We start from the raw sequence: 24,273 nt of genomic DNA on the forward strand, positions 1-24,273 counted from the left end.
CTATAGTATCAGAGGATGAAAACGTTGTCAATCAATTTTCACATTTTATCTTTTTCACTTTTGGAACGCTTTCCAAAGGGCTGTATTCGATGTTGTCACAGCTGTAGCTCCTGCTTCAAGCGCTCTTTCTACGTCTTCTTTTGTACGGATAAACCCGCCTGCAAATATTGGAATCCCAGCTCGCTCGCGCACTTCTGTAATTAAATCCGGTACGACCCCTGGCAATACTTCAATAAAATCTGGGCGGTGTTTTCCTACGAACTCCATGCTTTTTTCCATCGCACTTGTATCAAGTAAAAACATTCGCTGAATGGCATATACCTTTTTTTGCTTGGCTTTTACTATGACAGAAGACCTAGTAGAAATAATTCCTGCCGGCTTCATTTCCTGACAAATAAATTCCGTTCCATACTCATCATGTTTGATCCCATGAATGAGATCGACATGGACAAACATTTTTTTATGATGGGCATTTGCCTCATTCATGATGCCCTTTAGCCGGCCTAAATGCACATCAAGTAAGACCCCATATGTAAATGGACTTTTTAAAAATTCCTCAAATTGCTTCATATTGCGAACAGCAGGTAGAATGGGTTGATCATGAAAACTCATATGCCGTCTCCTTCTAAAGTGTATTGGTTCAGTCTTCTCCTAACAGTAATAGAATCTCTTCTATTTTTCAATACACCTAGTGTATCCAATGCTGATTTTACCTAGCAGCATCTTAACGTATGTGCTCTTCCCATAGAAAAAAGCAGAGAAAGCTCTCTGCTATAACTGTGCCATGCTTTCTTTTAGCGTGTTGATAATAAATGAGGCGTCTTCATTTGTTATATTTAGCGGCGGTGCAAGCTGGGCAACGTTATTATAGCCGGCAACCGTATCACCATTTTTCCCGATGATCAGTCCGCGTTTTTTACATTCTGCAATCAATTGACCGACCACCTGTGGATCAGCCGGTTTTTTAGACTGTTGATCCTGAACAAGTTCAATACCAAACAGCAGGCCTTTCCCTCTGACATCACCGACAAATGGATGCTCTTTTAACTCTTGCAAACGTTTAAGCATGTCTTGCCCCAGCGTGTCAGACCGTTTTACTAATTTCTCGTTTTCCATGATCTCTAGGTTGGCAAGGGCAACCGCACAGGAAGCAGGATGACCGCCAAATGTATTTACATGGCGCAGCCTGTCATACGTATCTTCCCCTGCGTACGCTTCATAAATTTCTCGTTTCACGCACGTTGCAGAAAGAGGTAAATAGCCGCTTGTGATCCCTTTTGCCATTGTGATGATGTCCGGCTTTACATCTTCATGCATAAAACCAAACCGCTTCCCTGTCCGGCCAAAGCCGCAGATGACTTCATCCACAATGAGAAGCGCTCCATGATCCTCACAGATGTCTTTGACCTTCTTCAAATACCCTTTTGGCGGCATTAAGATACCGCCGCCTGTAATAATCGGTTCCATAATGACCCCAGCAATGGTCTCACTTAGTTCCCACGTCATGGCTTGATCGATTGCCGCTGCACTTGCCAAAGTCTCTTGATCCTCAGGATGACGATACATATCAGGCGGTGCGACATGGATAAAGCCTTGACCTAATGGTTCATATTTATATTTACGCTGCGCCTGCCCCGTTGCAGCAAGAGCTGCTGCGGTATTACCGTGATACGACCGATACCTGGAGATGAACTTTGTTCTTGTGCTCTCTCCTTTTTGCGCATGATATTGTTTGGCGATCTTAAATGCGGCTTCATTGGCTTCAGAACCGCTGTTAGAAAAGAAGATGACATAGTCCCCGCCAAGCCATTCATTTAGCTTTTCAGCCAGCTGAATCGCTGGCACATGGCTTTGCGTCAGCGGATAGTAAGGCATTGTATTTAGCTGCTCATATGCCGCTTCTGCAAGCTCTTTTCTGCCATAACCGACATTTACACACCAAAGACCTGACATCCCGTCTAAATAGCGATTCCCATGAATATCAGTCACCCATGCGCCTTCTGCCTTGTGAATGACCATGCTTTCATTTTCCTTGTTTGTCCCTTTCATATGATGCCAGATCAACTGATCATCTTTCGCCTGAAGATTTTGAGCCTGCTCATGTATTTTCATCTTCCCGACCCCCATGTATCCGTTTTCATCATTAAAGAAGCTTAAACCGCTTCAGCAGCACATTGCCCCTCTATTCATTATATGGCTGAAAAGGGAGGCATATGAAACTGAAACTAGGCCGCCCGTAAGAGAGAACCAACCATTACTTTCATTATAAAAAAGGGGCCGGGCCCATTACATTAGACAGATCGTCAACTGATTGAAAAGAACGGTAAGACACTCTACTCGGATGCTTAGCAAATCTAACATACTTCGTTAACGGTCATTTCCTTGCAGGAATTCATATGCAAGAATCGCAAATTCAAGCGCCTGTCGTTTCGGTGCCTGCATCATATCCTCGCCAAGCAATGCTTGCAGTTTATCTAGTCTATGATAAAGCGTCTGCCTGACAATATAGAGCTGGCTTGCAGTTTCCTTTTTAGAACCGTTTGTCTGTAAAAAGATATTCAGCGTTTGATAAAGTCTTCCGCTATTTTGCTTATCATATAAAATGACAGGCTCCAAATACTCTTTCACCATACATTCAAGCAGTCCGCTTTCCTTCATGACAGGCATGAGACGGAGCATATGCAAATCTTGATAAAATGGGCTTTCCACACGCTGGGGCATCACTTTCTTTAAATGCAGCACTTCTTTGGCTGCTTGAAAGCTTTTTCTCATATGCTGAAACTGTTCACAATATGGACCGATGCCAAAATTGATCACAGTTCCGCGGGGCTGCTCGCGCTCATACAATTGTTTGATATCACTCGCAGCCCTCTCTGCACGCTCTTTCCAATCATCCTTCTTTCTCGTGTTCAATAAAATAAACAAGGTTTGTCCTTGATGCTCATAAGGAATCAAATGGAAACCCGCTCGCTGAAAGATAGAGCGGCACGATACGAGAAAATATAGATTTCCTGCGATTTCTTCGATTTGATGATGCTTTTGAAAGAGCATCACCACACAGCCGGTTGGCTTTTTCAATCCTTCTGTTTCTTCAAGATGCTCTAAAATATCTCTTTCTGTATGCTCTTCTTGGAACCATTTTTGCAGCCATTCGTTCTCTTTTGTCTTCTTCAGCTCTTCTGTATAAAGCTCTCTTAGCGTTTGCTGGGCAAGAGCATTTGCCCCTTTATCCATTACGAGCAGTTCGAATTCTGAGAGTGTGTTTGTTTGATGAATGAGCACAAGGTCTGCAAATGTCTGCTTGAGTGCAAGCACTTCTTTTTTGGTCACTTCGTATCCTTTTGGCAAGGAAGCAAACTGTAAATAATTCATGACCATCTCTTCGGTTTGTTTGGAGGAATCACATAAAATAATCGGCTCCCCCTGAACAGGAATGAGTAAAAGAATGCCCCTTACGTGCTGATACACTTGATCCAAAATATCCATCTGCGGATGGGGAGTCAGCAAAAGCTCATTCAGCTTTGATGATAGTGCTTCTAGATCAGCCATCATTTGATACTGGCGTTCAATCATCATCGTATGGAGATGCTGTGTGATGTTGACGAATTTCACTTCTTTTGTAAACAAAATCAGCGGAAAATCTCTTTCTTCTGCATACGCAATCAGTTCTTCCGGCACATCGAATCTGAGCGGAACAAATTCAATACATAAGCCTGCCGCACCAGAATCGATCAGCTGTTTTAAAAATGCTTGAAACACATCCAATTGATCATGAAAGCCTGCGGCTGTTGTTAGGATGAGCTCTCCCCCATTTAACAAATCTTCTACAGCAGGCACTTCTAGCACATGGACCCATTTGACCTGCCGAAACAATCCCTTTTCTCCTGCTAACACTTTTGCATGGGCAAAATACTTTGTTTTCAACACATCACTCACTTGAAAATGAACATCTGCATTCATTGATATGTCCCCCTTTGTTTTGCCGCCTATCCCCTATCCCAGAGGGTGCATAGATAAAATCCATAATAAAACTGGTAATGTCACGATGCTTAAAACGGTACTGAGAAATGTCGTGCTTGAGACAAACTCAGGCTTCGTTCGAAATTGTACAGCCATGAGCGTGGTATTTGCTGCTGTCGGCATGGCTGCAACTAAGATCATAATTTGTTTCACTAGATCATCTACCGGTAAAATGAGTGTAAAGCCAAATGCGATGAGTGGTGAAATAAACAGCTTCAGCAATACAGCATAAGAAATATTGCGATAATCCACTTGCTTAAAAGAAATGACGGCGAGCTGCATGCCTAAAATAAGCATAATCGTCGGTATGGCGGCATCTCCCACAAGCTGGACACCCGTCATCACCTCTTTAGGTAGTGTAAGATCCATCAGCTGAAATAATAGACCGAGGAGTGCCCCATATGCAACCGGCATACGCAGCACTTTTTTCAGCACGACCTTCCCATCCCCTGCATCCTCTCCGCCCTTTGCTGCATAATACATACCGATCGTACTCATAACAAGCTGCTGCAGCACCATTAAGACGATGGCAATATCTAAACCTGCTGCTCCGAAGACAAGCAGGACAACAGGCGTGCCGTAATTCCCATTGTTCATAAATGCTGACGACAGAATCATGGCACAATACATTTCCTTCGAATAACCATAAATACGAGATAAAATAAAGACACATAAAACAAGTGAAAGACAAAGTCCGACGACAAAAATAGATAGGTACACATAGTCCATCGATACTTTGTTTTGATAAAAGGTTTCAAACGCAAGAAATGGTGACATTAAATATAAAGACATTGATGAGAGCGTATGTATGTCAAAACCAATAGCCTTCTGCCCAATATACCCGATAAGGAAAATACCGAACACTGGCAGTAAGACAAGTAAAAACTCCATGCTGCACCTACTTTTCTCTAGATGAATTCCTATTCTTCCTCATAATCATACCACTGTTAAACAATAAAAAAGAAGCACCCTTATGAAAGGCCGCTTCTCTCCTCATCCAAATAGAACACTTCCCACAAATGACCATCAAGATCCTGAAAGCTCCAACCGTACATGAACCCATGATCCTGCTTTTCCTTAAACGGTGACCCGCCTGCTGCCATCGCCTGCTCCACCAGCTCATCGACCTCTTTTCGTGAATCAACCCGCATAGAGACAATGACCTCTGATCCCTGCCTTGCATCCACCAATTGTTTTTCTGAGATGGTTTGAAAATGCTTATGGGTTAACAGCATGACCGTAATGGTGTCACCAATGACCAAACAAGCTGCCTGATCATTGGTCAGCTGCTCTTGAAAGTCAAAACCCAGCTGCTCAAAAAAAGCCTTTGATTCCTTGACATGCTTTACCGGTAAATTGATATACAAATGTTTAGCTTGTCGTCCCATGTTCCTCTCCTTTTTGAACACATGATCTCCTTTCAGTATATTCAGGTTTTGCTCCGGCATCCCTTTATTGCATGAAAAAATAAGCTCTCCATCTTATTTAAGCAAAAAATGATGATGAATCTTGAACAGGTAGCAGCGCTCGTGCTGCTACTATGTCTCTTAATCAAAAAAAAAGCGCCTTGTGACAGGCGCTTCTTTTCAGCGTGATAGAAAACCTTTGCAGTCTAGGAAGGTCGAGCACCGGAGCGGAGCGAATGAAACATTCGTGAGCACTGGAGCGCAGACCTGACACCGAATGCGAGGGTTTGTCTGTGCGCTGGAGCGCCTTGTGACAGGCGCTTCCTTTCATTATTTCTTATATTCAATATGGTACACGTCTCTTCTTCGGTCTTTGAGCTGACGTACCGTTCCATCTTGCCGCTGTCTTCTTAAAATTTCTAAATCGACATCGCCAACGACAACCATTTCTATATTCGGATTACATTCTCCTACAATCCCATCTCTTGCAAATTCAAAGTCAGATGGGGCAAAAATCGCTGACTGTGCATATTGGACATCCATATTTTCGGTTTGCGGAAGGTTTCCGACAGTTCCTGAGATAACGGTATAAATCTGGTTTTCAACCGCTCTAGCCTGTGCACAGTAACGCACTCTTAAATAGCCTTGGCGGTCTTCTGTACAGAACGGAGTAAAAATAATTTTCGCTCCTTTATCAGCTGCAATCCGAGCAAGCTCAGGAAATTCAATATCGTAGCAAATTTGGATCGCAATTTTACCACAGTCTGTATCAAATACCCGAACCTGATCACCTGCTGAAATCCCCCACCATTTTCTTTCATTCGGTGTGATATGGAGCTTATATTGCTTTTCAATTGTTCCATCACGTCTAAATAAATAAGCGATATTGTAGATTTTCCCTTCCTCTTCAACGAAATGGGATCCGCCAATGATGTTAATGTTGTACTTCACAGAAAGGTCTGTGAACAAATTAATGTAGTCCTCGGTATATTCTGTGATCCTTTGTACTGCAAGACTTGGGGAGCGCTCCTCTAAGTAAGACATGAGCTGCGTTGTAAAAATTTCTGGGAATACGGCAAAGTCAGCTGACGCATCTGATGCGACATCAACATAATACTCCACCTGATTCATGAATTCCTCGAAGGAATGAATTTGTTTCATCGCATATTGAATGACGCAAATACGAACTGGGAATGCCGATTTATAATATCTCTTCGATTGCGGACGATAATCAACATTGTTCCATTCCATTAACGTAGCATATGTGCTCGATGCCTTATCGTCCGGCAAGTAATTCGGATTGATCCGCATGAGGCTGAATTCATTTAACAGCTGAAAAGATAAAACAGGATCATAAATTTGGTGAAGCATGACCTGCTCCACATATTGACGAGGCGTCATTTCCTCTTGGTATTTATGATAATTCGGGATGCGTCCGCCAATGATGATGCTTTTTAAATTTAATCTTCTCGCTAAGTCTTTTCTTGCTTCATATAAACGATGGCCAATTTTCATGCGGCGGTATTCAGGACTAACCATCACTTCAATTCCATACATATTCATCCCATCTGGATTATGGTTTGTGATGTACCCATCATCTGTGATGTCCTGCCAAGTATGACGGTCATCGTATTCATCAAAGTTAATTAATAAACTTGAACAAGAGCCAATGATTTCTCCCTCAAATTCAGCACAAAACTGACCTTCTGGGAAATGCTCAAGATGGCTTTCAAGGTGCTCTCGTTTCCAAGGGTCCATGCCCGGAAAGCATATCTCCTGCAAGGCGATGATGCGGTCAATATCTTCTTCCCGGATATTACGAATCACCATTCTTTTTTCAAACCGCGTTAAATCGAGTTTTTCTGCCATGATGTTTTTGCCCCCTTACTGATCCTCTTTTTCAAGCTGATGGAATAGCTGGAGCAATTCGATTTCAGCCATGGATTCTAATCTGACATCATATTCTTCAAACTGCAGCGTGCTCGTCACTTTGTTTGGGACGATGACGCATTTCATGCCTGCGCGTTTGGCAGCAATTGATCCATTCACTGAATCCTCAAATGCCACACAATCCTTTGGCTCTACACCTAAGCAGCTTGCGGTTTGCAAATAAAGCTCTGGATTTGGTTTGACTTCTTCCACATCATCTGACGTGCGAATACATTCAAAGTAATCGAAAAGACCAATTTGCTTCAGGTGATCAGACACCCATTTATAGTCTGAGCTGGAAGCAAGTCCAATCTTAATTCCAAGCTCCTTCGCTGCCTGTAAATAAGCTTCTACACCAGGTCGTGCTGATTCATCCTTCATTCTCTTTTGAAAACGAGAACGCCGGTCCGCTGTGAGTGCCTCATGATCGAGAGTCTTTCCTAGCTGCTTTTCTAAGTATTCAAAAGGCTTAAAGCCTGCCTGCGTCCCGATGACGTTGCCCCATACAGAAAGAGGCAGCTCCGACTCATGCTCTGCAAACATTTCTTGTAAAACTTCATATTCATGTGTTTCTGTATCTAAAATTAATCCGTCAAAATCAAATATAATCGCCTTTACCAACGAGGCCACTCCTTTTTTTTACGAAAGTCTTTAATATGATACTCAATGCTATCATATCGTGAATAAAATTGACTTTCAAAGATGAATGTCTGCTAAAATAATTATGTATAAAAGGAGCCTGTACCATTTTGTCAGGCTCCTACCCGTGTTCGGTTTATTCTGCAAGAGATCCAAGCGCTCCGATTCGTGGAGAAATAGGCAATGTTGAAAAAGAGCGGGTTTGGTATTACAGATCTAAAGGTTTCTCCGTTCCCTTAAAAATAGTATGTGCGGCAGCCTTGTAAGTTAACAAGGAAGTTCACACCAACTTTTACGCATTTTGAAGACGGCGGCTGGCAAAATCGTCTAAATCAAACGGAAAAGAAAAGCCGCATGCATTGACCTGCTCACGGTTTCGCTCGAATAGCTCACGATCACGTTTTGTAATATGGCGTTTAGGTTTTACAATAATGGTATGTAATAGCTGAAGTCCCGATAAAATACGAAAAGCATCGTCCATCGTTCCGTTATAAACCCCTTCAACAAAGGTCAGCGGGCGTTCTTGTTGACGCGCAGCTGGGTTTTCACCGACAGCATGGGATAGAAGATCTTCAACATCCTTTGATATTTCTTCAATTGCCTGCTCTTGCAGGTCTGTAGCAGCTTTCATTATTCTCACGTGACATCTACCTCTCTGTCGTTATTTCTCCATTCAGAATAGCACAGAAAAAAAGGCGTTCGCCAAGGTAAGTGTTTCCTATATATACCCAAAGAGAGGAACGAATATCATGAACATTAACGGACACACGCTCTCGCTAAAAGCAGGTGAGCAGGATCATGACACTTCACTGAGTCAGTTTTTAAAAACAGCCGTGTCGGCCTCAAAACCAATTATCCATTTTTGGATGGAGCATCAAAAAATACGTTTAAATCAAAAGCCTGCCCATCACGCGGCAAAAGTCAGTACAGGCGATCACATCCTGATCGATTTATTTGAAACGGAAGAAAGTGATGTGACGCCAGAATATGGTGAATTAGAGGTACTCTTTGAGGACGAGCACTTATTGATTGTGCAAAAGCCCGCTGGACGACCAACGCACCCGAATGAAAAGGGACAAACGGGCACACTGGCAAACCTTGTAGCCTTTCATTTTCAAGCAAATGGCGAGGAAAAGCGAGTGAGACATATTCACAGACTCGATCAAGACACAAGCGGCACGGTCATTTTTGCTAAACACAGATTAGCTCATGCTGCGCTTGATCAAATGCTTTCTAAAAAAACGATCAGCCGAACCTACATCGCTATCGCAGAAGGACTTTTCAAGAAAAAGAAAGGCACTATCGAGGCAGCGATTGGCCGTGACAAGCATCATGCCGTCAGACGAAGAATCTCTCCTACTGGTCAAAGTGCTGTCACTCACTTTCAGGTCATGAACATCAATAAACGCCTGCAAATGACAGCCGTCAAGCTGCAACTTGAGACGGGAAGAACACATCAAATTCGAGTCCATCTTAGCAGTCTTGGGCACCCTTTAGCCGGAGATAAACTTTATGGCGGAGCTCGCCATCATATCAACAGATGCGCTCTCCATGCCAAACAAGTAGAGATGACACATCCTTTTACAGGTGAGCAACTGAGCATAGAAGCACCGCTTCCACTAGATATGGCTCAGCTCATGGACGAGATCATCCATTAAAAAAAGAGCCTGCTGTTTAATGCAGGCTCTTTTTCTTTATACAGATGCTCTTTTTGCATAAATAATGTACCGCTCTGGTGCATTGCCGACGAAATGAAATGGATAGCATGTCGTTAACACGAGCTCTTCCTTTTTATTCTGCAAAGTAATAATGGATGTATCATGCTGATCCACGATTTTCGTATGTGTGATTTCATAAACAAACTCACCATACGGCACAGTGATTTTCAGCTGATCGCCAATATTCAATTCACCTGTTCGGCGAAATACCGTGTCACGATGGCCAGATAGGACGATTTGTCCCTTTTGATCAGGGTAATAACTGCCTTTGTAATGCCCGACTCCTTTGGCAAGATCATCCGCATCTGTCCCTTCGACAATGGGAAGGTCTGCTTTTAATTTCGGAATCGTCAGGATGCCAGAGGCTTTCCCCACTTCAGGAGAAAACTGCTTTTTTGACATCCTTTGATCGTCCGCTACCGCTTTCTTCGCGTCTTCTAATGATTGTGCTGTTTGAAGGTGTGTAGAGGCGATTTGCCAAATTCCCCAGCCTAGCAAGACAATTCCTGCTGTCATCACAGTAAGTGCAAGCCACTTTTTCATGCTTAAACTCCTTTACCTGTTACATTTCTCTTAGATGATACGCTCTTTAGCTTGCTGCTTTTTCTTCTTGTTTTGCTTTTTGAATGCGTCCCTCTTTTTGATACACAATGGAAGCCCCTTCAAAGCTCTTCACAAAAGCGACAGTGGCTTCTAAATCCTCTGGACCTGTTTCAGGATTTTTCCCAAGCCTTCCTATCGGTGCATATTTACTGCCAGTGGCAGTTGCCATAAAGTTATTCACGGTGAGTGTATATGTTTGATCGAGCGCAACGGCTGATCCATCTGGCAGCTTTAAGTCGACTACTTTATATGTTACCGGATCATAGGAATATGAAAAGCCCGAAATGCTATAATCTGGTCCAAATTGAGGAGAAATTTGCGCTTCAATGATCTCAGCCAAGTCTTTCCCCTTAATCTCAAGTTTAACTAATACGTTGCCGAAAGGCTGAATATTAAACAGATCTCCCCACGTAATCGGCCCTTTTTCAAGGTTTTGTCTGATGCCGCCGCCATTCATCATGGCAAAATCACTTTTCATAGAATACCTCATGCCATCAGCAATCAAATTACCGAGCGGCGTGTCTCCATCATTTGAATAGCCGCCTTCCATTTTGATACCAGCTTCTCCAACTACCTCACTAATAATCGGCTCAACTTCTTTCCCGTAATGAGCTAGGATGCCGGCTGCTTCCTTGTCCTTTTCAATACCAGATTGGTCTACGTACTGGATATTTGCACTCTTTTTGACAATATCTTTCGTTTTGCGGTCAAGTGTTACATTGACCTCACCAATGGCCTTCCCATATTCAAAGGCTTGAACAATTAATTTCCCATTGACCTCTCCGTTTACCACTTCGTGATTATGCCCTGCAAAGATGACATCAATTTCATCATCGCCTTCTTTGGCAAGTTTCGCACTTTCTCCAGTGATGGTATCTCCATTTTGCGAGGCCGTCATATGAGCTAAGACCGCAATGGCTTTGATCCCTTTTTGTTTTAGTTCCTTAGCAGCTTCATTTACGGCTTTGACTTCATCTGTAAACTGAATGTCTTTAATCCCTTCTGGCATGACCATTCCTGCGGCTGACTTTGTTACAACACCGATAAATGCTACAGGAATTCCCTCGACATCCATGATTTCATAAGCAGGTAAAAGTGGTTTGCCTGTATCCTTGTATTCACAGTTTGCACAAACGAGCGGAAAATTCTGCCCGTCATATCCCTTTGTGCCTTTAGGATGATCTCCGCCATTTATGATACGTAATAGCTCGTCCACCCCTTCATCAAATTCATGGTTGCCGACCGTGCCAACATCAAAGCCAATGTTCTCCATAAGTTCAACTGTTGGTTCATCTTGCAGAAGAGACGATATTGGAGAGCTGCCACCAATCATATCTCCAGCATGGACTGTAATCGTATTTTTGTTTGCTGCTTGTTTTTGTTTCATATAAGCCGCCACATAATCCATCCGTCCGTACGTCCCTTTATTGCCATCACCTTTTAGATCCAGTTCGTATTGTTGATCAATTTTTCCGTGTAAATCATTCATGCTTAAAATGGTTAACGGGACTTCCCCAGCTTCCTCTGCCGGCTGATAGCCAGCCTGTTCTGCTTCTTCTTTTGAAGCAAAAAAGATGCGTTTATCTACAGCGATTTCTTTCCAGCTGTCAGGCGATACGTACGTTTTCGCTGATGAATCACCGACGTAGCGTGTCAGTCCTTTTTTCTGTTCACGTGCTCTAAATTCAAACGGCTGTTCCAGCAGCGGGTCCGCTTCGTTCCATATGCCCAGCCCTTTTTCTTTTGCCTCTTTGACAGCTTTTTGGAACATCTGATAGTCCTTTTCATCTCCAACCGGCCAGATGAAATACGTAGGGGCATATCCTTTTTTCACAAGCTCTAAATTCGTATTAACCCCTTTTTTGGTTTTCACTTGAGCTAAAAGACGTCCATAGGCGTCCTTCGCTTCAGGACCAATCTTTAATGTGACTTTATCTCCGCTTGAAAGAAGCGTATTTAAATAGTCCGCCGCCTTTTGTCCAAAACGCAGCTGGTTTTGATCTAATTCATTTTTTGGCTTATGATACGTTTCCGGCGTGTCCATATTCACAAAACGCACCTTTGTTGTACCAAGCACAGGCTTCTTTAAATGAATCGTATCTCCATCTACCACCCGGTCAACCGTTGCCTCGTATTCTTTCTTCATTTTTGGCGGCTTTGGCTGGCGTTTCAGCAGACTGATATCACCTTTGTGTCTTGGAAGCACCTGCAGCGTATCATATCTGCTTAACACTCCTGTAAACTCATACCATTTCCCTGTCTTTACTTCATCAATGGCACTTGTATCCACCATCACTCTAAGGATGGTGCTGTGATATTTTTTATCAATGATCACTACATTGTATCCACCACCAGCCGGCTGCTCTGGTTTTGATTCAACATAGCCTTTGACCTTCACAAGTTTTCCTTCATGTTTACGTGCCTGATCCGTTTCTAGTTGTTTCACGGAGACTCGCTTCGGTTTTGGCAAAGTTTGATTCACACCATCGATCTTCAGACGGTCTCGATCCGGCACAATTTCAATCAGTCCTTTATAAGACGTGATCTTCCCCGTTACTGTCACCTTCATGCCTGCTTTTAGTTCTGGGAAATTGCTTTGCTGTGCTGAATAAATATTGATTCCAGCTGATTTGTCTTGAATGTACGTTGACAGTTTCCCATTGCCTATAGCCGATTGGTCTGCTGTCACAATTCCACTCACTGTCACCGTCTCTCCAATCAGCTGACGGGCTTTCTTGATTTTCATTGGCTTCTTTTGGTTCCAAACCGTTTCCTTCTTTTCAGACGCAATGGCTTGTTCTGCTGTGATCATGCCAGGCATTAAGGATTGCAGACTAAAGATCACTAAAACCAGACAGCAGATCATTCGAATGGATCGAACACGTTTCATTAGACCCTCCCCTTCCGAGCTTTATCTCTCATAGTGTACTAAGTAATTATTGATGGTAGATGGATTTCTTGTAAATCTTATGTCTGTCAGCTCATTGGAAACGTAATAATCACTCGTGTCCCCTCAAAGCTTTTGCTTTCAAAACGAATGCTGCCGCCATGGCTTTCAATGATTTTAATCGTCATCATTAAACCAAGGCCAGTCCCTTTTTCTTTCGTTGTATAAAAAGGTTCACCTAGTTTCCCTATTTCGTCTTCTGGTATGCCCTTTCCCTGGTCTTCAAAAATCAGCATCATCTGATTATGTTCCAATACGGATGTGACTTGAATGACACCTGTCACACCATCCATCGCTTCAATACCGTTTTTAAGAATGTTTAAGAAAACTTGTTTCAGCTCATTCGGTATACCTTGAATGTTTGGCAGCGACGGAGATAAATTCTTCTGAATAGACACGCCTTTTAAAACCGCCTGTGATTCAACGACCATGATCACTTCTTCGAGCAGAAGATTGACATGTACCGGCTCAAATTTCACCGATTTGCTTCTAGAGAGCACAAGGAATTCATTAATAATCGCTTCAAGCCGATTAAATTCAGACATCATGACATCTGCATAATCCTTCTGATATTTCTTACTTTGAATCATCAGCTGTAAAAATCCCTTTAACGACGTCAGCGGGTTCCGTATCTCATGGGCGATGCCGGCTGCAAGCTGACCAACTGCGGACAGCATCTCTGACTTCATCAGCATCTTCTCTGACTGCTTTTGATTGGTAATGTCCTCTGAAATCCGCATCACGGTTGACTGCATTTTGTCAGGATCATCAATTCGGTGTAAAGAGACCCTCTCCCATCGTTCACGGCCTGATAAATCCTGAAAGTACAGCTCACCAGTCCAGCTGCCTTCTTTTAAACAAACGTCCCATTGCTTTTCTAAATCATCACATTGACATAGCGAATGATAGACAGAAAAAATATCTTTGCCGATCAGGTCATATTCATGCTGCTGTACAAACTGGCAAAAGCGCTGATTCACGCATTGGATGACCCCTTCCTCAGTTGCAACAACAATATGAATATGGCTATTATCCAGTGCTGTTACCGCTAGATGGAGTGACTGTTTGATTTTTGTCATTTCCGTCATTTTAATCCACGTCATCACCGCTCCCTCATGATCTTGATCAAAGATAGGTGTAATGTGAACAGTGAATTGTTCTCCTTCATTCGTTTCAATTTCCCGTTTGATGACGCGCCTGTCCGAGATAACCGATTGTATGTCATGATAGAGCGTTTCCTGCGTAAGCTTCTTAGCCATCGCCTGAAAGGATTGCTGTTGCCTTATTTGAGCTGAAGTAAATAAAGAGGCGGCTGTAGGAGTGTAATAGCGAATATTCATGTCCCGGTCCACAAACAACGTCGCAAGCTGTGGCTTAACAGAAGGTCTATACAGTTCTTCCCTTGTTACCCTTAAGTTGTTTATGATATTAATAAAATGCTCGTGTTTTTTCTCAAGCTCCGCTATTTGCGCGTTTTTCGTTTTTAATTGAGCCCTTGCCTCCTGCTCTTTTTGTTTAATTTCATTGAGTTCATTTTCTAAATCGACAATACGCTGTTGATAAACTGAATTCTGATCTGGCATCCCTTTTTCCCTGCTGTTCTCTTGAATTTTCCCTCTCTCATTCATTCGAATGAGAATGACGTATACCCCTTTAAAACGGTGATCAAAACTCTTTACAATAAAATCCGCATACTGCTGTTTTCCTTTTTCCGAAATGAGAACATGCTGAAACACAACCTCTGTCTCGTCCGTCCATACCTTTTGAAAGGTTTGACTCAACATCTCTTTCAAATAATCAGGTGTGACATATTCACATGATTGATCTGACACTTCTGTACGGTCTAAGAAGGAATAGGCCCCATTTGACATCGCCAGAATTTTGTCACAATCATTGATCACCATGCATGCGTCATATTCTCCGCTCACTTCTTCCATATATTGTGCAGCTCGCTTTTTTAACTCGGCATCACGAGCGTCATATACCCAAGGGACACTAGATGCAGGAACATTTGAATAGGTGTAAATGTTCCACTTCTCATTGAATAATTGAAACAATCGAGGAATATTGGGAACAGTTTCATTTGGCCCTAAGATTAACACCCCTTGATCTTTTAAAGCATATTGGAATCGGGATAATACTCGTTTTTGTACTTCTGGCTCAAAGTACATCAGAACATTTCGGCAACTGATAAAATCGAGGTGGATAAAAGGTGAATCAATCAATAAATTGTGAGGAGCAAAAACAATATGTTTTCTAAGCGACTGCTTCACAATAAAAGCGTCACCTTTTTTTTCGAAATATCGCGCCCGCCATTTTTCCGGTATGCTTGCCATAGACTCTATCGAATAAAGACCTTTACTAGCTATTTGAATGGCTTTTCGGTTGATATCTGTCGCAAAGACTTGAAGTTCAATGGACACATCTCTTCGCTTCATTTCTTCTAAAAATAAAATCGTAAAAGAATAAGCTTCTTCCCCTGTCGAACATCCCGCAATCCAAATTCGGCATCGAGATTTCCCGTTGTTCATCGAATGGTCAATGATTGACGGGATCACCTTCTGTTCACATACTCGAAAAGCCTCCATATCTCTAAAGAAAGCAGTCGTGCCGCTTAGGAGCTGGGCATGCAGGCGGTCAAGCTCATCTGGTTCTCTTTCTAATAGACGATCGTACTCTGTTAATAATGACATCGGTTCGTTTGCAGTGCGCATGCGTTTTTGAATAACAGAAAGCAGCCTTTTCTTTTCATAGGTTGAAAAGGCAATCCCTTTATACATTTCAAGACGTTCAATGATTCTTAGTAAAGCTGGATCCGCCTCATCCACATGCGGGACATTGATGATATTGGCCATATAAGCTGCAAGGGTGGATGGATTTTTGAATGTGTGATGATACATGCTGTCAAAACCACTCTCTACCTCACTGCATGATAAGGCTGTACCGCCTTGCTCAACCAACCGAAGCAATCCACTCCCCACACAATGACCTTTTTGAAAAAAGATCGCAAACGCCTCTTCCTTTTGAACACTGGCAAGTGACTTAAAAAGCGAGTCGACAGAGCATGCCTTGTTTGTTGGCAGCTGCTCTGATACATGAAGCCGATGATCTTCTGTTAACGTCACAGCCGCATGCTGCGGACAAAAATAGATGGTCTTCTTCATGACTTTCTCACCATGTTTAATCGTTTTTGCCCGGTAGCCAATCGGTAAAACAAGTGCTTCTAAATCTGTTATACAATCGCCTGTCACATGATTTTGCACAACAATAAAAGAGGCATTTAATTCAGGTGGCAACGATTGAAAAAAAGCCTCAAGATGATGCTGTTCAAACGGCGAAACACCGATGCCGATCACTGGTGCCTGCACATGTTCGTCTTCTATCAAACGATTAATGATTTTGTCCTGCATCTGGTACCCCCATGTTCATTCGTCTGATACTTTTTTTCGACAAAAAGAAAGAAAACCCTCTAATTGTAAATAATGTTTTTTGCATGAAAACGAGAAAACATCCTCACATTAAAACAGAATGTATAAACAAAAGGAGGAATCTCAATGCAAAACGATCAGCAGCCAATGTTTCAAGGAAGCGCTCAGCAGCCTGAACTCAACCATGGCGGGCATGAGTTATTCGATTTACATGAAATTTTAGCCGGCACGATTAATATTTTGGATCAATATATGATCCTGCGGCAATTTATTCAAGATCCTGCATTATCCGACATCTTGGATCGACAATATCAATTCGTTTTATCCCAGTACAATGTCACTGTAGATTGTTTTTCTACAGGCCAAAAGCCTAGTGAAGAAACCGCTACTTATATGATGAAAGAACACACACAAGTGACATACGGAATCAAACCTACTCAGCCGAAGAAGCCGAATCAGTCCTTACAGGATGTAAAAGACTTAGGCATCACAGGACATATGCTCAGCCTAGTCAAATCACACGCTGGGTTACTTTCCATGTCCGCATTAGAAGTTACAAACCCTGTTGTCAGACGTGTGCTTGCTGCGCAGATCCCGAACTTTATCGAAATGGCCTATGAAATTTTCTTGTATCAAAACAAGCATGGCTACTATCAAGTTCCTCAGCTTTCCAAACAAGACATGACAGCCATGACGTCAGCTTTTGCACCGCTTCAGGGGCAGGTTCAAATGCCTCCTAGCAAGGCTGATCAACAAAAACCGCTTCATTAAAAAAACGGCTGACCCCTTCTCTGGTCAGCCGTTTTTTCTTTGGTACATCACTTTAAACTGTTCTTCAAAATCTGTGAGCCTCTCCCCCGTCGCCTGTTCAAAGCCGCTAGCAAATTGGCCCGTTTTCGCAGTTTCCTCCATGATCTCATGTATGACATCTCGTCCGTAAAGCTGCACCAGCTCATAGATCATATAATAGCTTTGTAAATAGACATCTGTCTCATACGTTACCCGGGAGTTCTGCCAGTCTTGATCAGAATGAAGAGATTGAAATGGAATCACGTCGAAGCGTTCAGACGTAGCATTTAACACGTCATAGGCCGTCCACTCTGCTGTTCCTTCGTGGAACCAAAGCGGAAAAATGCCTGGAGATACTTCATATGAATGGACCTTTTCATAGAAAACAAAATGAGCATACTCATGAATAAAAAGCGTATTGAAAAAGTATAAAGGCAGAGTCTCTTTCTTCAATAATGCTTCCCGTTTATCTGGATATAACCCAATCATTTGATCATGATCAGAGTAAAATCCGGTTATATGCTTAATTCCAGCCATTTGTTCGATCGTCTCTTTATCATCAAAATAAATAACGTCTAAAGGTCTGTCAGCTTCAAACTGAAACACTGACGCTGTTCTCTTCTCTGCCTGTTTCATGGCCTCTATGGTCAGATCAACAAAAGCATCCTCTTCCTCTGCATAGTAGATTCGAATATGTTCATAGACTTGCTTATTGAGTCCCTCCGTGATAACCGTTTTAGGAGAAGACTGCTCCAAATATTGTCCTGTCAGCTGAAACGCAACATAAATCAAGTACGCGGTGAAAGCATAAAAAATCAGACCTGCTGCAATCATCCCGCTTACAAGTTTTTTATGAATCAATGACGGCCTTGCTTTCATTTGCTCCCCACCTGAATTCATCCTGCACCCTCTTTCTCTCTCTATGAAGAAACAAAGATCAACAAGAGGTGATATATTTTTTACTTTATGCAGTCAGGTGCGCGAGGTGCGGTTCCAAACAAAAAAGCCGCATATGACATACGGCTTTTGTCGTAGCTATTTTGATTCAGGGAAGACACGTCTAACCGTTTCAGTAAATTCATCGAAAAATCCTGAAATCGGCTCTCCGCTTTTAATACGTTTTCCATAACCTTGCATACGATCGACAAAGTCTGGATTAGCAGATACATACACGTTGTCGATTTGTTGATCCGTTGATTTGACTTTGTCTGAAATTTTCTTTTTCAGATCGTCCGTCACATCACCGCTTTTATTGCCTTCAAGTACAACGGCAACAAATGCATTTTTTCCTGTGACAAGTACGTTCGCTGTTTTCACTTCAGACATATTGGCTACGAGCTCTGACGCCTTATCTGACACTTTGACCTTCTGAGGTGTTTGAACATCTGGCTGATCCTGCCTCATGTTGTCATTCTTATATGTGACATTTTCATACTGCCGTTTCATTGTTCCTCTACGCTCATCGCCTTGGTTGTTCATTCCACACCCAGCGGTGATTAATGTTGGCACGAGCACTAAAGATAGCATCCATTTCTTATTCATCAATTATTCCCTCCTTTTGCTCATAGGTTTTTCATTCAGACGGCTTTTTATGCACATATCCTCTCTTTCCGCAAAATGAATTCATAATTCAGCTGTGATTGGTCATCCTAAACTTGATGAAAGATCATCACGATCAAATGGAGGGATTCGTTTGTTTAAAAAAAGAAAAGGTATGAGCACTGGCGCAATGATCGCAGTATCAACAGCTATCATTGCATTATTCTCCCCGGTTTTACGAAGAAGGCTGAAAAGCATGACACAAATGAATATGTCTTCAATGATGAAAGGCGCAAACCATCAGCACCAAGATTCATCTCGTCATGAGTCCCGCTCACATAAGGAATCAAAAGGAACAGGTGAAGTTGGCCAAATGATCAAACAGGCATTCACAGCTGTCCAGCCAAATCAAACGAACCAGCACCAATCACCATCAAGAACTCATCAGCCAAGAGAGTCTTATGCGCAATCTCTACACATTGATGAAAGTGTGATGAATGTGATGGATGATGAATCGATCCAGCAAGTCATCAATGACATCGAGCACAAATAATAAAACAGGAGCCTTCATAAAAAGAGGCTCCTGTTTATTCTCCTAAAAAATGTTCTTTGACCATAAGACAAAAGGAAGGTAGAAATGTGATTTCGATTGTTGTGATGAAGTCGTCATGATGCTCTAATATCAGCAACAGCTCCTTTTCTTCCTTCCGATCTTTTTTAATCTCTACATGCTGCACTGTTTTAAAATCATATATTCCTAAAACGGATTCGGTCTTTTTTCGAACGACGTTTAAGCTAAACTCCTTCATAGCAAGCGACATGTTCACAACAAATCGCTCCTCTTGATTCTCGAACCGAAAAGTCAATTCTTGATATTCAACCGGCATTTCTTTTTCAAATCCGGCATCTGGCATTTTTTCAAAAAAAGAAAGCCAGTCCGTTTGATCTGGAAAGCGTTTTCCTCGCATTTTCTTCAATTCCTCATCATTAAAATTTTTATTAATTATCTTTTTTCCCCTTTTCTTTTGCAACAAATTTTAGTAATTTTAAAAAGGTGATTCTATTTGCTAAGAGACCTCTTTATTAATTTAACAATTCTTGTTACTTTCCATTACTTATTTATACTTGTGTTTAAAGAGAATTTTCTAAAGAAAGAAGATACCTTGCTCAGACAAATATGCAAAGGCATGCTTTCTGGGTTACTCGGTGTCCTTTTAATGTTCTTCTCTATTAAAACGGGACCAGCGATCATCGATTTAAGACATATTCCCCTTATTTTAACGGCCTTTTATGGAGGCATCGCCCAAACAATGATTGCAGCTTTTGTTGTGATCATTGGCCGATTATTAATTGAAGCCAATATCGCTTCTTCCATCAATATTTTTTCCATGATGTTTATCGCAGCCGCTTCTTTTTTGATTGCAGAGCGTCATATGAATCATGTTTTGAAAATGCTGTTATCCATTACGATTGGTAATGTTGTTGCCACAAGCCTGTTCATCTTGATCGTGCATGAGACATCATTTCAGCTGCATTCTACTTATTGGATTTTCTCATATATTGCTGGATTGTTTAACTTTTATGTCATTGAGCATCAAACAAAAGCATATCAGCTGTTAAATTTGTATAAATTCCAAGCTCATTATGACTTTTTAACAGGTGTTTTAAATAAACGGAAGTTCGATGAGGTATTAAGTGATGCTTTTACTAAGAAGTTGAAGCAGCCTATCCATCAAATGTCCCTTATTTACCTAGACATCGATTACTTCAAAACCATCAATGATCAATATGGGCATCATGAGGGAGATATTGTTTTAAAAGAAATCGGTACAAGACTGATTAAAAACACAAGAAGCTCTGATTATATTGGTCGGATTGGCGGTGAAGAATTCGCTGTCCTTCTACCAAATTGTACAATTGAAAAAACATGGCAGATTGCAGAACGCTTGCGAAAAAAAATAGCCGATCAGCCGATTTATTTAAAAAACGGTCTGTCCATTCACACTACGGTATCAATTGGATGTGCTTATTCTCATGGAACTGGTGCAGACATCAAGCAATTACCGATTATAGCTGATCAGGAGCTCTATAAAGCGAAGGAGTCCGGCCGAAATCAAGTGAGCTTTTCAGAGAGAAAAAAAGACCTTTTGACATAGGCATTTTCCTCAATTTGTTAGCACTAATTATTTTTAAAAAAGTTTTCGTATAACAGTTGTTTTTTCCCGCAAACACTGGTAAAGTAAAGGTAATTATTTTTGTTCGTATCATCTTTAAGAAGAAAGTTTTGAAAGAGTTTTCGTCTTTGAAGTTTGTGTAAGAGCAAGAATAGTGAATTTAAGCGTTAAGATCGCTTTAGGAGGAAATTTCATGTTAGAAGGTAAAGTAAAATGGTTCAACTCTGAAAAAGGTTTCGGATTCATCGAAGTAGAAGGTCAAGACGATGTATTCGTTCACTTCTCTGCTATCCAAGGCGAAGGCTTCAAAACTTTAGAAGAAGGTCAATCAGTTTCTTTCGAAATCGTTGAAGGTAACCGTGGACCACAAGCTGCTAACGTTAACAAAGCGTAATTTAAGAGCATCTGCTCTTTTAGCACTTTATAGAGTGAAGGAAAACCGCTCGGCTTCTGCCGGCGGTTTTTTTGTGCCATAAAAAAAGAGAACCTGATGAGAGGTTCTCTTTTTTATTTGTCCTTCTGCTTTAGCTTCTGCAAAGCAGAACGATACATATCATCATTCATTTTTGTCTCTGGTTCTTCTTCTTTGACAGGTGGTTCTGGCTGCTTAAACTTTTGAAGCGCCTGTCTATAGAAATCGTCGCCAGACGCAGCATCATCCGTTTGAGAAGGCTCTGACGCTTTTTTTTCAACTTCAGGCTCTACATGTCTCGCCACAGCTTCTGGCTCGCTATGCGGCACGTCAGGCTGATTGGAGACATCTTCTTTGATCTCTTCCTTATCGGCTGATGCGTGTCTGACATTGAACGCTACTAATCCAATAATGACTAGAACAGCAGCTACTAACGCTACAATAATCGTCGCCAAAAGAACCCTCTCCTTATCGCTTAAATGATGCAGTGACTGATGCTACACGTCTTCCTAGTGCTTTTCCAAGTTCAATGCCTTCAGTCGAAATCAATTCATCTGAATCGATCGGACATGTCACACCAGCTCCATAGTAAGAGCCGTATAAAGCATTCTCTGGAACATTTCCAGGAAGGCCGACAACAAGCATTCCTTGGTGGAACATTGGTGTGATCAAATTATGCATTGTCATTTCTAAACCGCCGTGTGTTGTAGCAGTTGTACAGAAAACAGCACCGACTTTATCGATTAGTTTTCCTTCTGCCCATAAGTAGCCGAGACGGTCAATCCATGTCTTTAACCCAGAACTAATGGTACCAAAGTGACCAGGGCAGCCCCAAATGATCGCATCCATTTGATCAAGCTTGCGAATATCCGCATCTTTCACGTGATCAATGAATACTTCAGCTTGCTCTGTTTCACCCGCGCCTGCTGCAATCGCTTCTGCAAGTGCTTTTGTATGGTCACCTTCACTATCGTATACAACATAAATTTTCATGTACGGTCCCTCCACACTTATCTTGCATCTTGGTTTGCTTCCTTAGGTGCTGGAAGCAGTGATATTTCTTGTTTCTTATGCTGCTGTTCTTTTCGCTTTTTATCCTTACGAACATCTCGCAGGAACAAGCTGAGAATGACACCAGCCGCACAGAATAATGTCACCCACATATAAGCATCATTGATACCCATCACGTTTGAATCGATCTGTGCTTTCGTAAAGAGCTGGGTGGATACATATTTTTGAGCAGCTTCTGCTGTCATACCCATATGATGCATCACATTCGATACAGCCGCCTGGAATGAATTCATAAAGAACGGGTCCGCTGTATTTGTTTGATCCGCCATATTGGAATAATGGAATGTCGTCCGATTCGTATAAATCGTTGTGATCAAACTCGTACCGATGGAACCACTAATTTGTCTTAATGTATTAGACATCGCTGTACCATGGCTGTTTAAGTGCTGCGGTAATTGGTTCATCCCTGCTGTCATAACTGGCATCATCAAGAGTGACATACCAAATGCACGTACTGCATACATGAGCACTATGTGACTATAGGAAGTATCAATGGTCAGCTTTGTAAACTCATATGTCGTGACAACGGTAATGAGCATCCCCACAATGGCAAGCGGACGAGGTCCAAATTTATCAAATAAGATCCCTGAAATCGGGGACATAATGAGCATCGCAAGTGCCCCTGGAAGCATTAATAGCCCAGATTGCAATGCTGTAAACCCAACGAGGTTTTGCAGATAAATCGGAAGTAAGAACATCCCCGTATATAAGGCAACCGTAATAATGATGTTAATGACACTTGATAATGAGAAAATGCTGTATTTAAATACGCGGAAATCAAGCATCGGATTATCAACTTTCAACTGTTGGAAAATAAAGAGAATGATCGCAATCGCACCAATAATAATCGTAGATAAGACAATCGGATCTGTCCAACCATCACTTCCTGCTTCACTCACTCCGTATAGAAGGGAAGCAAAACCGACGATTGAAAGAATTGCACCAAGACTGTCCAGCTTGATTTTTTTAGGCTCTACAATATTTTTAAACATAAAGAAAGCCGCGATAATGACAATCGCACCGATTGGCACAAGTCCATAAAACATAATACGCCAAGAATAATGTTCAATAATGTAACCAGATAATGTTGGTCCTACTGCAGGAGCAAACATCATCGCAAGACCGAAAATCCCCATTCCTTTCCCTCTGTTTTCCGGAGGGAAAATAAAAAGGATTGTTGTCATGACGAGCGGCTGTAAGATACCGCCGCCGACAGCCTGAATCAAACGGCCGATGAGCATCGTTGAAAAGTTTGGCGCAATGCCGCAAATAAATGTACCTAGTGTAAACGAGATCATAGCCACTAGGAATAAGCTGCGCTGTCCAAAACGTGTGATTAAAAACGCAGACAACGGAATCAGCACACCGTTGACAAGCATGTAGCCTGTTGTCAGCCACTGAATCGTCGTTGCACTCACATTAAATTCTGTCATTAAATGAGGCATGGCTACGTTCAAAAGCGTTTGGTTTAAAATCGCTACGAACAAACCGGCCATTAAAATGATCAGTAAAGACAAGGAGCCTGTTCCCTGTTTTGTCGCTGCAGGTTGATTTGCCATCTCAGACAACCTCCTTTCATTTTTTGATATCAATCATCA

General features: G+C 41.9%; 22 protein-coding genes. 5 read left to right on the plus strand and 17 right to left on the minus strand.

What is annotated here, in order from left to right:
• Positions 1-54 precede the first annotated feature (54 nt).
• The 8 genes from EV579_RS04750 to EV579_RS04785 form a co-directional block, all read right to left on the minus strand.
• Positions 55-612 (minus strand): glycerol-3-phosphate responsive antiterminator, encoded by a 558-nt coding sequence (locus tag EV579_RS04750; RefSeq protein ID WP_024425304.1) that lies wholly within the window; start codon positions 610-612, stop codon positions 55-57.
• 159 nt (positions 613-771) lie between these two features.
• Positions 772-2,112: an aspartate aminotransferase family protein gene (locus EV579_RS04755; RefSeq protein ID WP_133744038.1), complete on the minus strand. Its 1,341-nt coding sequence runs from the start codon at positions 2,110-2,112 to the stop codon at positions 772-774.
• Between the two features lie 255 nt (positions 2,113-2,367).
• Positions 2,368-3,960, minus strand: coding sequence for a PucR family transcriptional regulator (locus EV579_RS04760; protein ID WP_133744039.1), 1,593 nt, complete (start codon positions 3,958-3,960; stop codon positions 2,368-2,370).
• A 33-nt stretch (positions 3,961-3,993) separates the two neighbouring features.
• Positions 3,994-4,911 carry an AEC family transporter gene (locus tag EV579_RS04765; RefSeq protein WP_024425307.1) on the minus strand — a complete coding sequence of 306 codons (918 nt, stop codon included), beginning with the start codon at positions 4,909-4,911 and terminating at the stop codon, positions 3,994-3,996.
• A gap of 80 nt (positions 4,912-4,991) precedes the next feature.
• A complete protein-coding gene (locus tag EV579_RS04770) occupies positions 4,992-5,408 on the minus strand; it encodes a VOC family protein (RefSeq protein WP_024425308.1) in 417 nt (138 codons plus the stop codon).
• Between the two features lie 348 nt (positions 5,409-5,756).
• Entirely contained in the window at positions 5,757-7,295 is a 1,539-nt protein-coding gene (locus EV579_RS04775) for a bifunctional GNAT family N-acetyltransferase/carbon-nitrogen hydrolase family protein (protein ID WP_060699425.1), read from the minus strand.
• 15 nt (positions 7,296-7,310) lie between these two features.
• Positions 7,311-7,976 carry an HAD family hydrolase gene (locus EV579_RS04780; protein WP_024425309.1) on the minus strand — a complete coding sequence of 222 codons (666 nt, stop codon included), beginning with the start codon at positions 7,974-7,976 and terminating at the stop codon, positions 7,311-7,313.
• A gap of 310 nt (positions 7,977-8,286) precedes the next feature.
• The gene (locus EV579_RS04785; RefSeq protein ID WP_024425310.1) at positions 8,287-8,634 is read right to left on the minus strand and encodes a DUF5365 family protein; all 348 of its coding nucleotides are present in this window, start codon (positions 8,632-8,634) and stop codon (positions 8,287-8,289) included.
• 109 nt (positions 8,635-8,743) lie between these two features.
• On the opposite strand from EV579_RS04785, the gene EV579_RS04790 reads away from it, so the two are divergent.
• Positions 8,744-9,652 (plus strand): RluA family pseudouridine synthase, encoded by a 909-nt coding sequence (locus EV579_RS04790; protein ID WP_133744040.1) that lies wholly within the window; start codon positions 8,744-8,746, stop codon positions 9,650-9,652.
• Between the two features lie 36 nt (positions 9,653-9,688).
• Here EV579_RS04790 and EV579_RS04795 read toward each other — a convergent pair whose 3' ends face one another.
• The 3 genes from EV579_RS04795 to EV579_RS04805 form a co-directional block, all read right to left on the minus strand.
• Positions 9,689-10,255: a class D sortase gene (locus EV579_RS04795; protein ID WP_024425312.1), complete on the minus strand. Its 567-nt coding sequence runs from the start codon at positions 10,253-10,255 to the stop codon at positions 9,689-9,691.
• 46 nt (positions 10,256-10,301) lie between these two features.
• Positions 10,302-13,205 carry a 5'-nucleotidase C-terminal domain-containing protein gene (locus tag EV579_RS04800; protein WP_133744041.1) on the minus strand — a complete coding sequence of 968 codons (2,904 nt, stop codon included), beginning with the start codon at positions 13,203-13,205 and terminating at the stop codon, positions 10,302-10,304.
• An 86-nt stretch (positions 13,206-13,291) separates the two neighbouring features.
• Positions 13,292-16,672, minus strand: coding sequence for a CheR family methyltransferase (locus EV579_RS04805; protein WP_133744042.1), 3,381 nt, complete (start codon positions 16,670-16,672; stop codon positions 13,292-13,294).
• Between the two features lie 144 nt (positions 16,673-16,816).
• On the opposite strand from EV579_RS04805, the gene EV579_RS04810 reads away from it, so the two are divergent.
• Positions 16,817-17,461: a spore coat protein gene (locus EV579_RS04810; RefSeq protein WP_024425315.1), complete on the plus strand. Its 645-nt coding sequence runs from the start codon at positions 16,817-16,819 to the stop codon at positions 17,459-17,461.
• Between the two features lie 24 nt (positions 17,462-17,485).
• Here EV579_RS04810 and EV579_RS04815 read toward each other — a convergent pair whose 3' ends face one another.
• Both EV579_RS04815 and EV579_RS04820 read right to left on the minus strand, forming a co-directional pair.
• Complete coding sequence (locus EV579_RS04815; RefSeq protein WP_133744064.1) at positions 17,486-18,358, minus strand: hypothetical protein; 873 nt, start codon at positions 18,356-18,358, stop codon at positions 17,486-17,488.
• A gap of 156 nt (positions 18,359-18,514) precedes the next feature.
• A complete protein-coding gene (locus tag EV579_RS04820) occupies positions 18,515-19,021 on the minus strand; it encodes a YhcN/YlaJ family sporulation lipoprotein (RefSeq protein WP_133744043.1) in 507 nt (168 codons plus the stop codon).
• Positions 19,022-19,172: 151 nt separating this feature from the next.
• Here EV579_RS04820 and EV579_RS04825 point away from each other — a divergent pair, with 151 nt between their 5' ends.
• Positions 19,173-19,571, plus strand: coding sequence for a hypothetical protein (locus EV579_RS04825; RefSeq protein ID WP_024426613.1), 399 nt, complete (start codon positions 19,173-19,175; stop codon positions 19,569-19,571).
• 34 nt (positions 19,572-19,605) lie between these two features.
• Here EV579_RS04825 and EV579_RS04830 read toward each other — a convergent pair whose 3' ends face one another.
• Positions 19,606-19,986, minus strand: a complete 381-nt coding sequence (locus EV579_RS04830) for a hypothetical protein (RefSeq protein WP_073204466.1) — start codon at positions 19,984-19,986, stop codon at positions 19,606-19,608.
• Positions 19,987-20,082: 96 nt separating this feature from the next.
• Between EV579_RS04830 and EV579_RS04835 the strand changes: the two genes are divergently transcribed.
• Positions 20,083-21,174 (plus strand): GGDEF domain-containing protein, encoded by a 1,092-nt coding sequence (locus EV579_RS04835; protein ID WP_073204463.1) that lies wholly within the window; start codon positions 20,083-20,085, stop codon positions 21,172-21,174.
• Positions 21,175-21,385: 211 nt separating this feature from the next.
• Positions 21,386-21,586 carry a cold shock-like protein CspB gene (cspB, locus tag EV579_RS04845; RefSeq protein WP_008349061.1) on the plus strand — a complete coding sequence of 67 codons (201 nt, stop codon included), beginning with the start codon at positions 21,386-21,388 and terminating at the stop codon, positions 21,584-21,586.
• Between the two features lie 113 nt (positions 21,587-21,699).
• On the opposite strand, the gene EV579_RS04850 is transcribed toward cspB, so the two are convergent.
• The 3 genes from EV579_RS04850 to EV579_RS04860 are packed head-to-tail and all read right to left on the minus strand — an operon-like array spanning position 21,700 to position 24,234.
• Positions 21,700-22,059 (minus strand): hypothetical protein, encoded by a 360-nt coding sequence (locus EV579_RS04850; protein ID WP_024425321.1) that lies wholly within the window; start codon positions 22,057-22,059, stop codon positions 21,700-21,702.
• A gap of 13 nt (positions 22,060-22,072) precedes the next feature.
• The gene (locus tag EV579_RS04855; RefSeq protein WP_024425322.1) at positions 22,073-22,597 is read right to left on the minus strand and encodes an NAD(P)H-dependent oxidoreductase; all 525 of its coding nucleotides are present in this window, start codon (positions 22,595-22,597) and stop codon (positions 22,073-22,075) included.
• A gap of 17 nt (positions 22,598-22,614) precedes the next feature.
• Positions 22,615-24,234 (minus strand): DHA2 family efflux MFS transporter permease subunit, encoded by a 1,620-nt coding sequence (locus EV579_RS04860; protein ID WP_024426617.1) that lies wholly within the window; start codon positions 24,232-24,234, stop codon positions 22,615-22,617.
• Positions 24,235-24,273 lie beyond the last annotated feature (39 nt).

This window comes from Bacillus sp. BK450, from assembly GCF_004364885.1.
GTDB classification, from domain to species: domain Bacteria; phylum Bacillota; class Bacilli; order Bacillales; family Bacillaceae; genus Bacillus; species Bacillus safensis.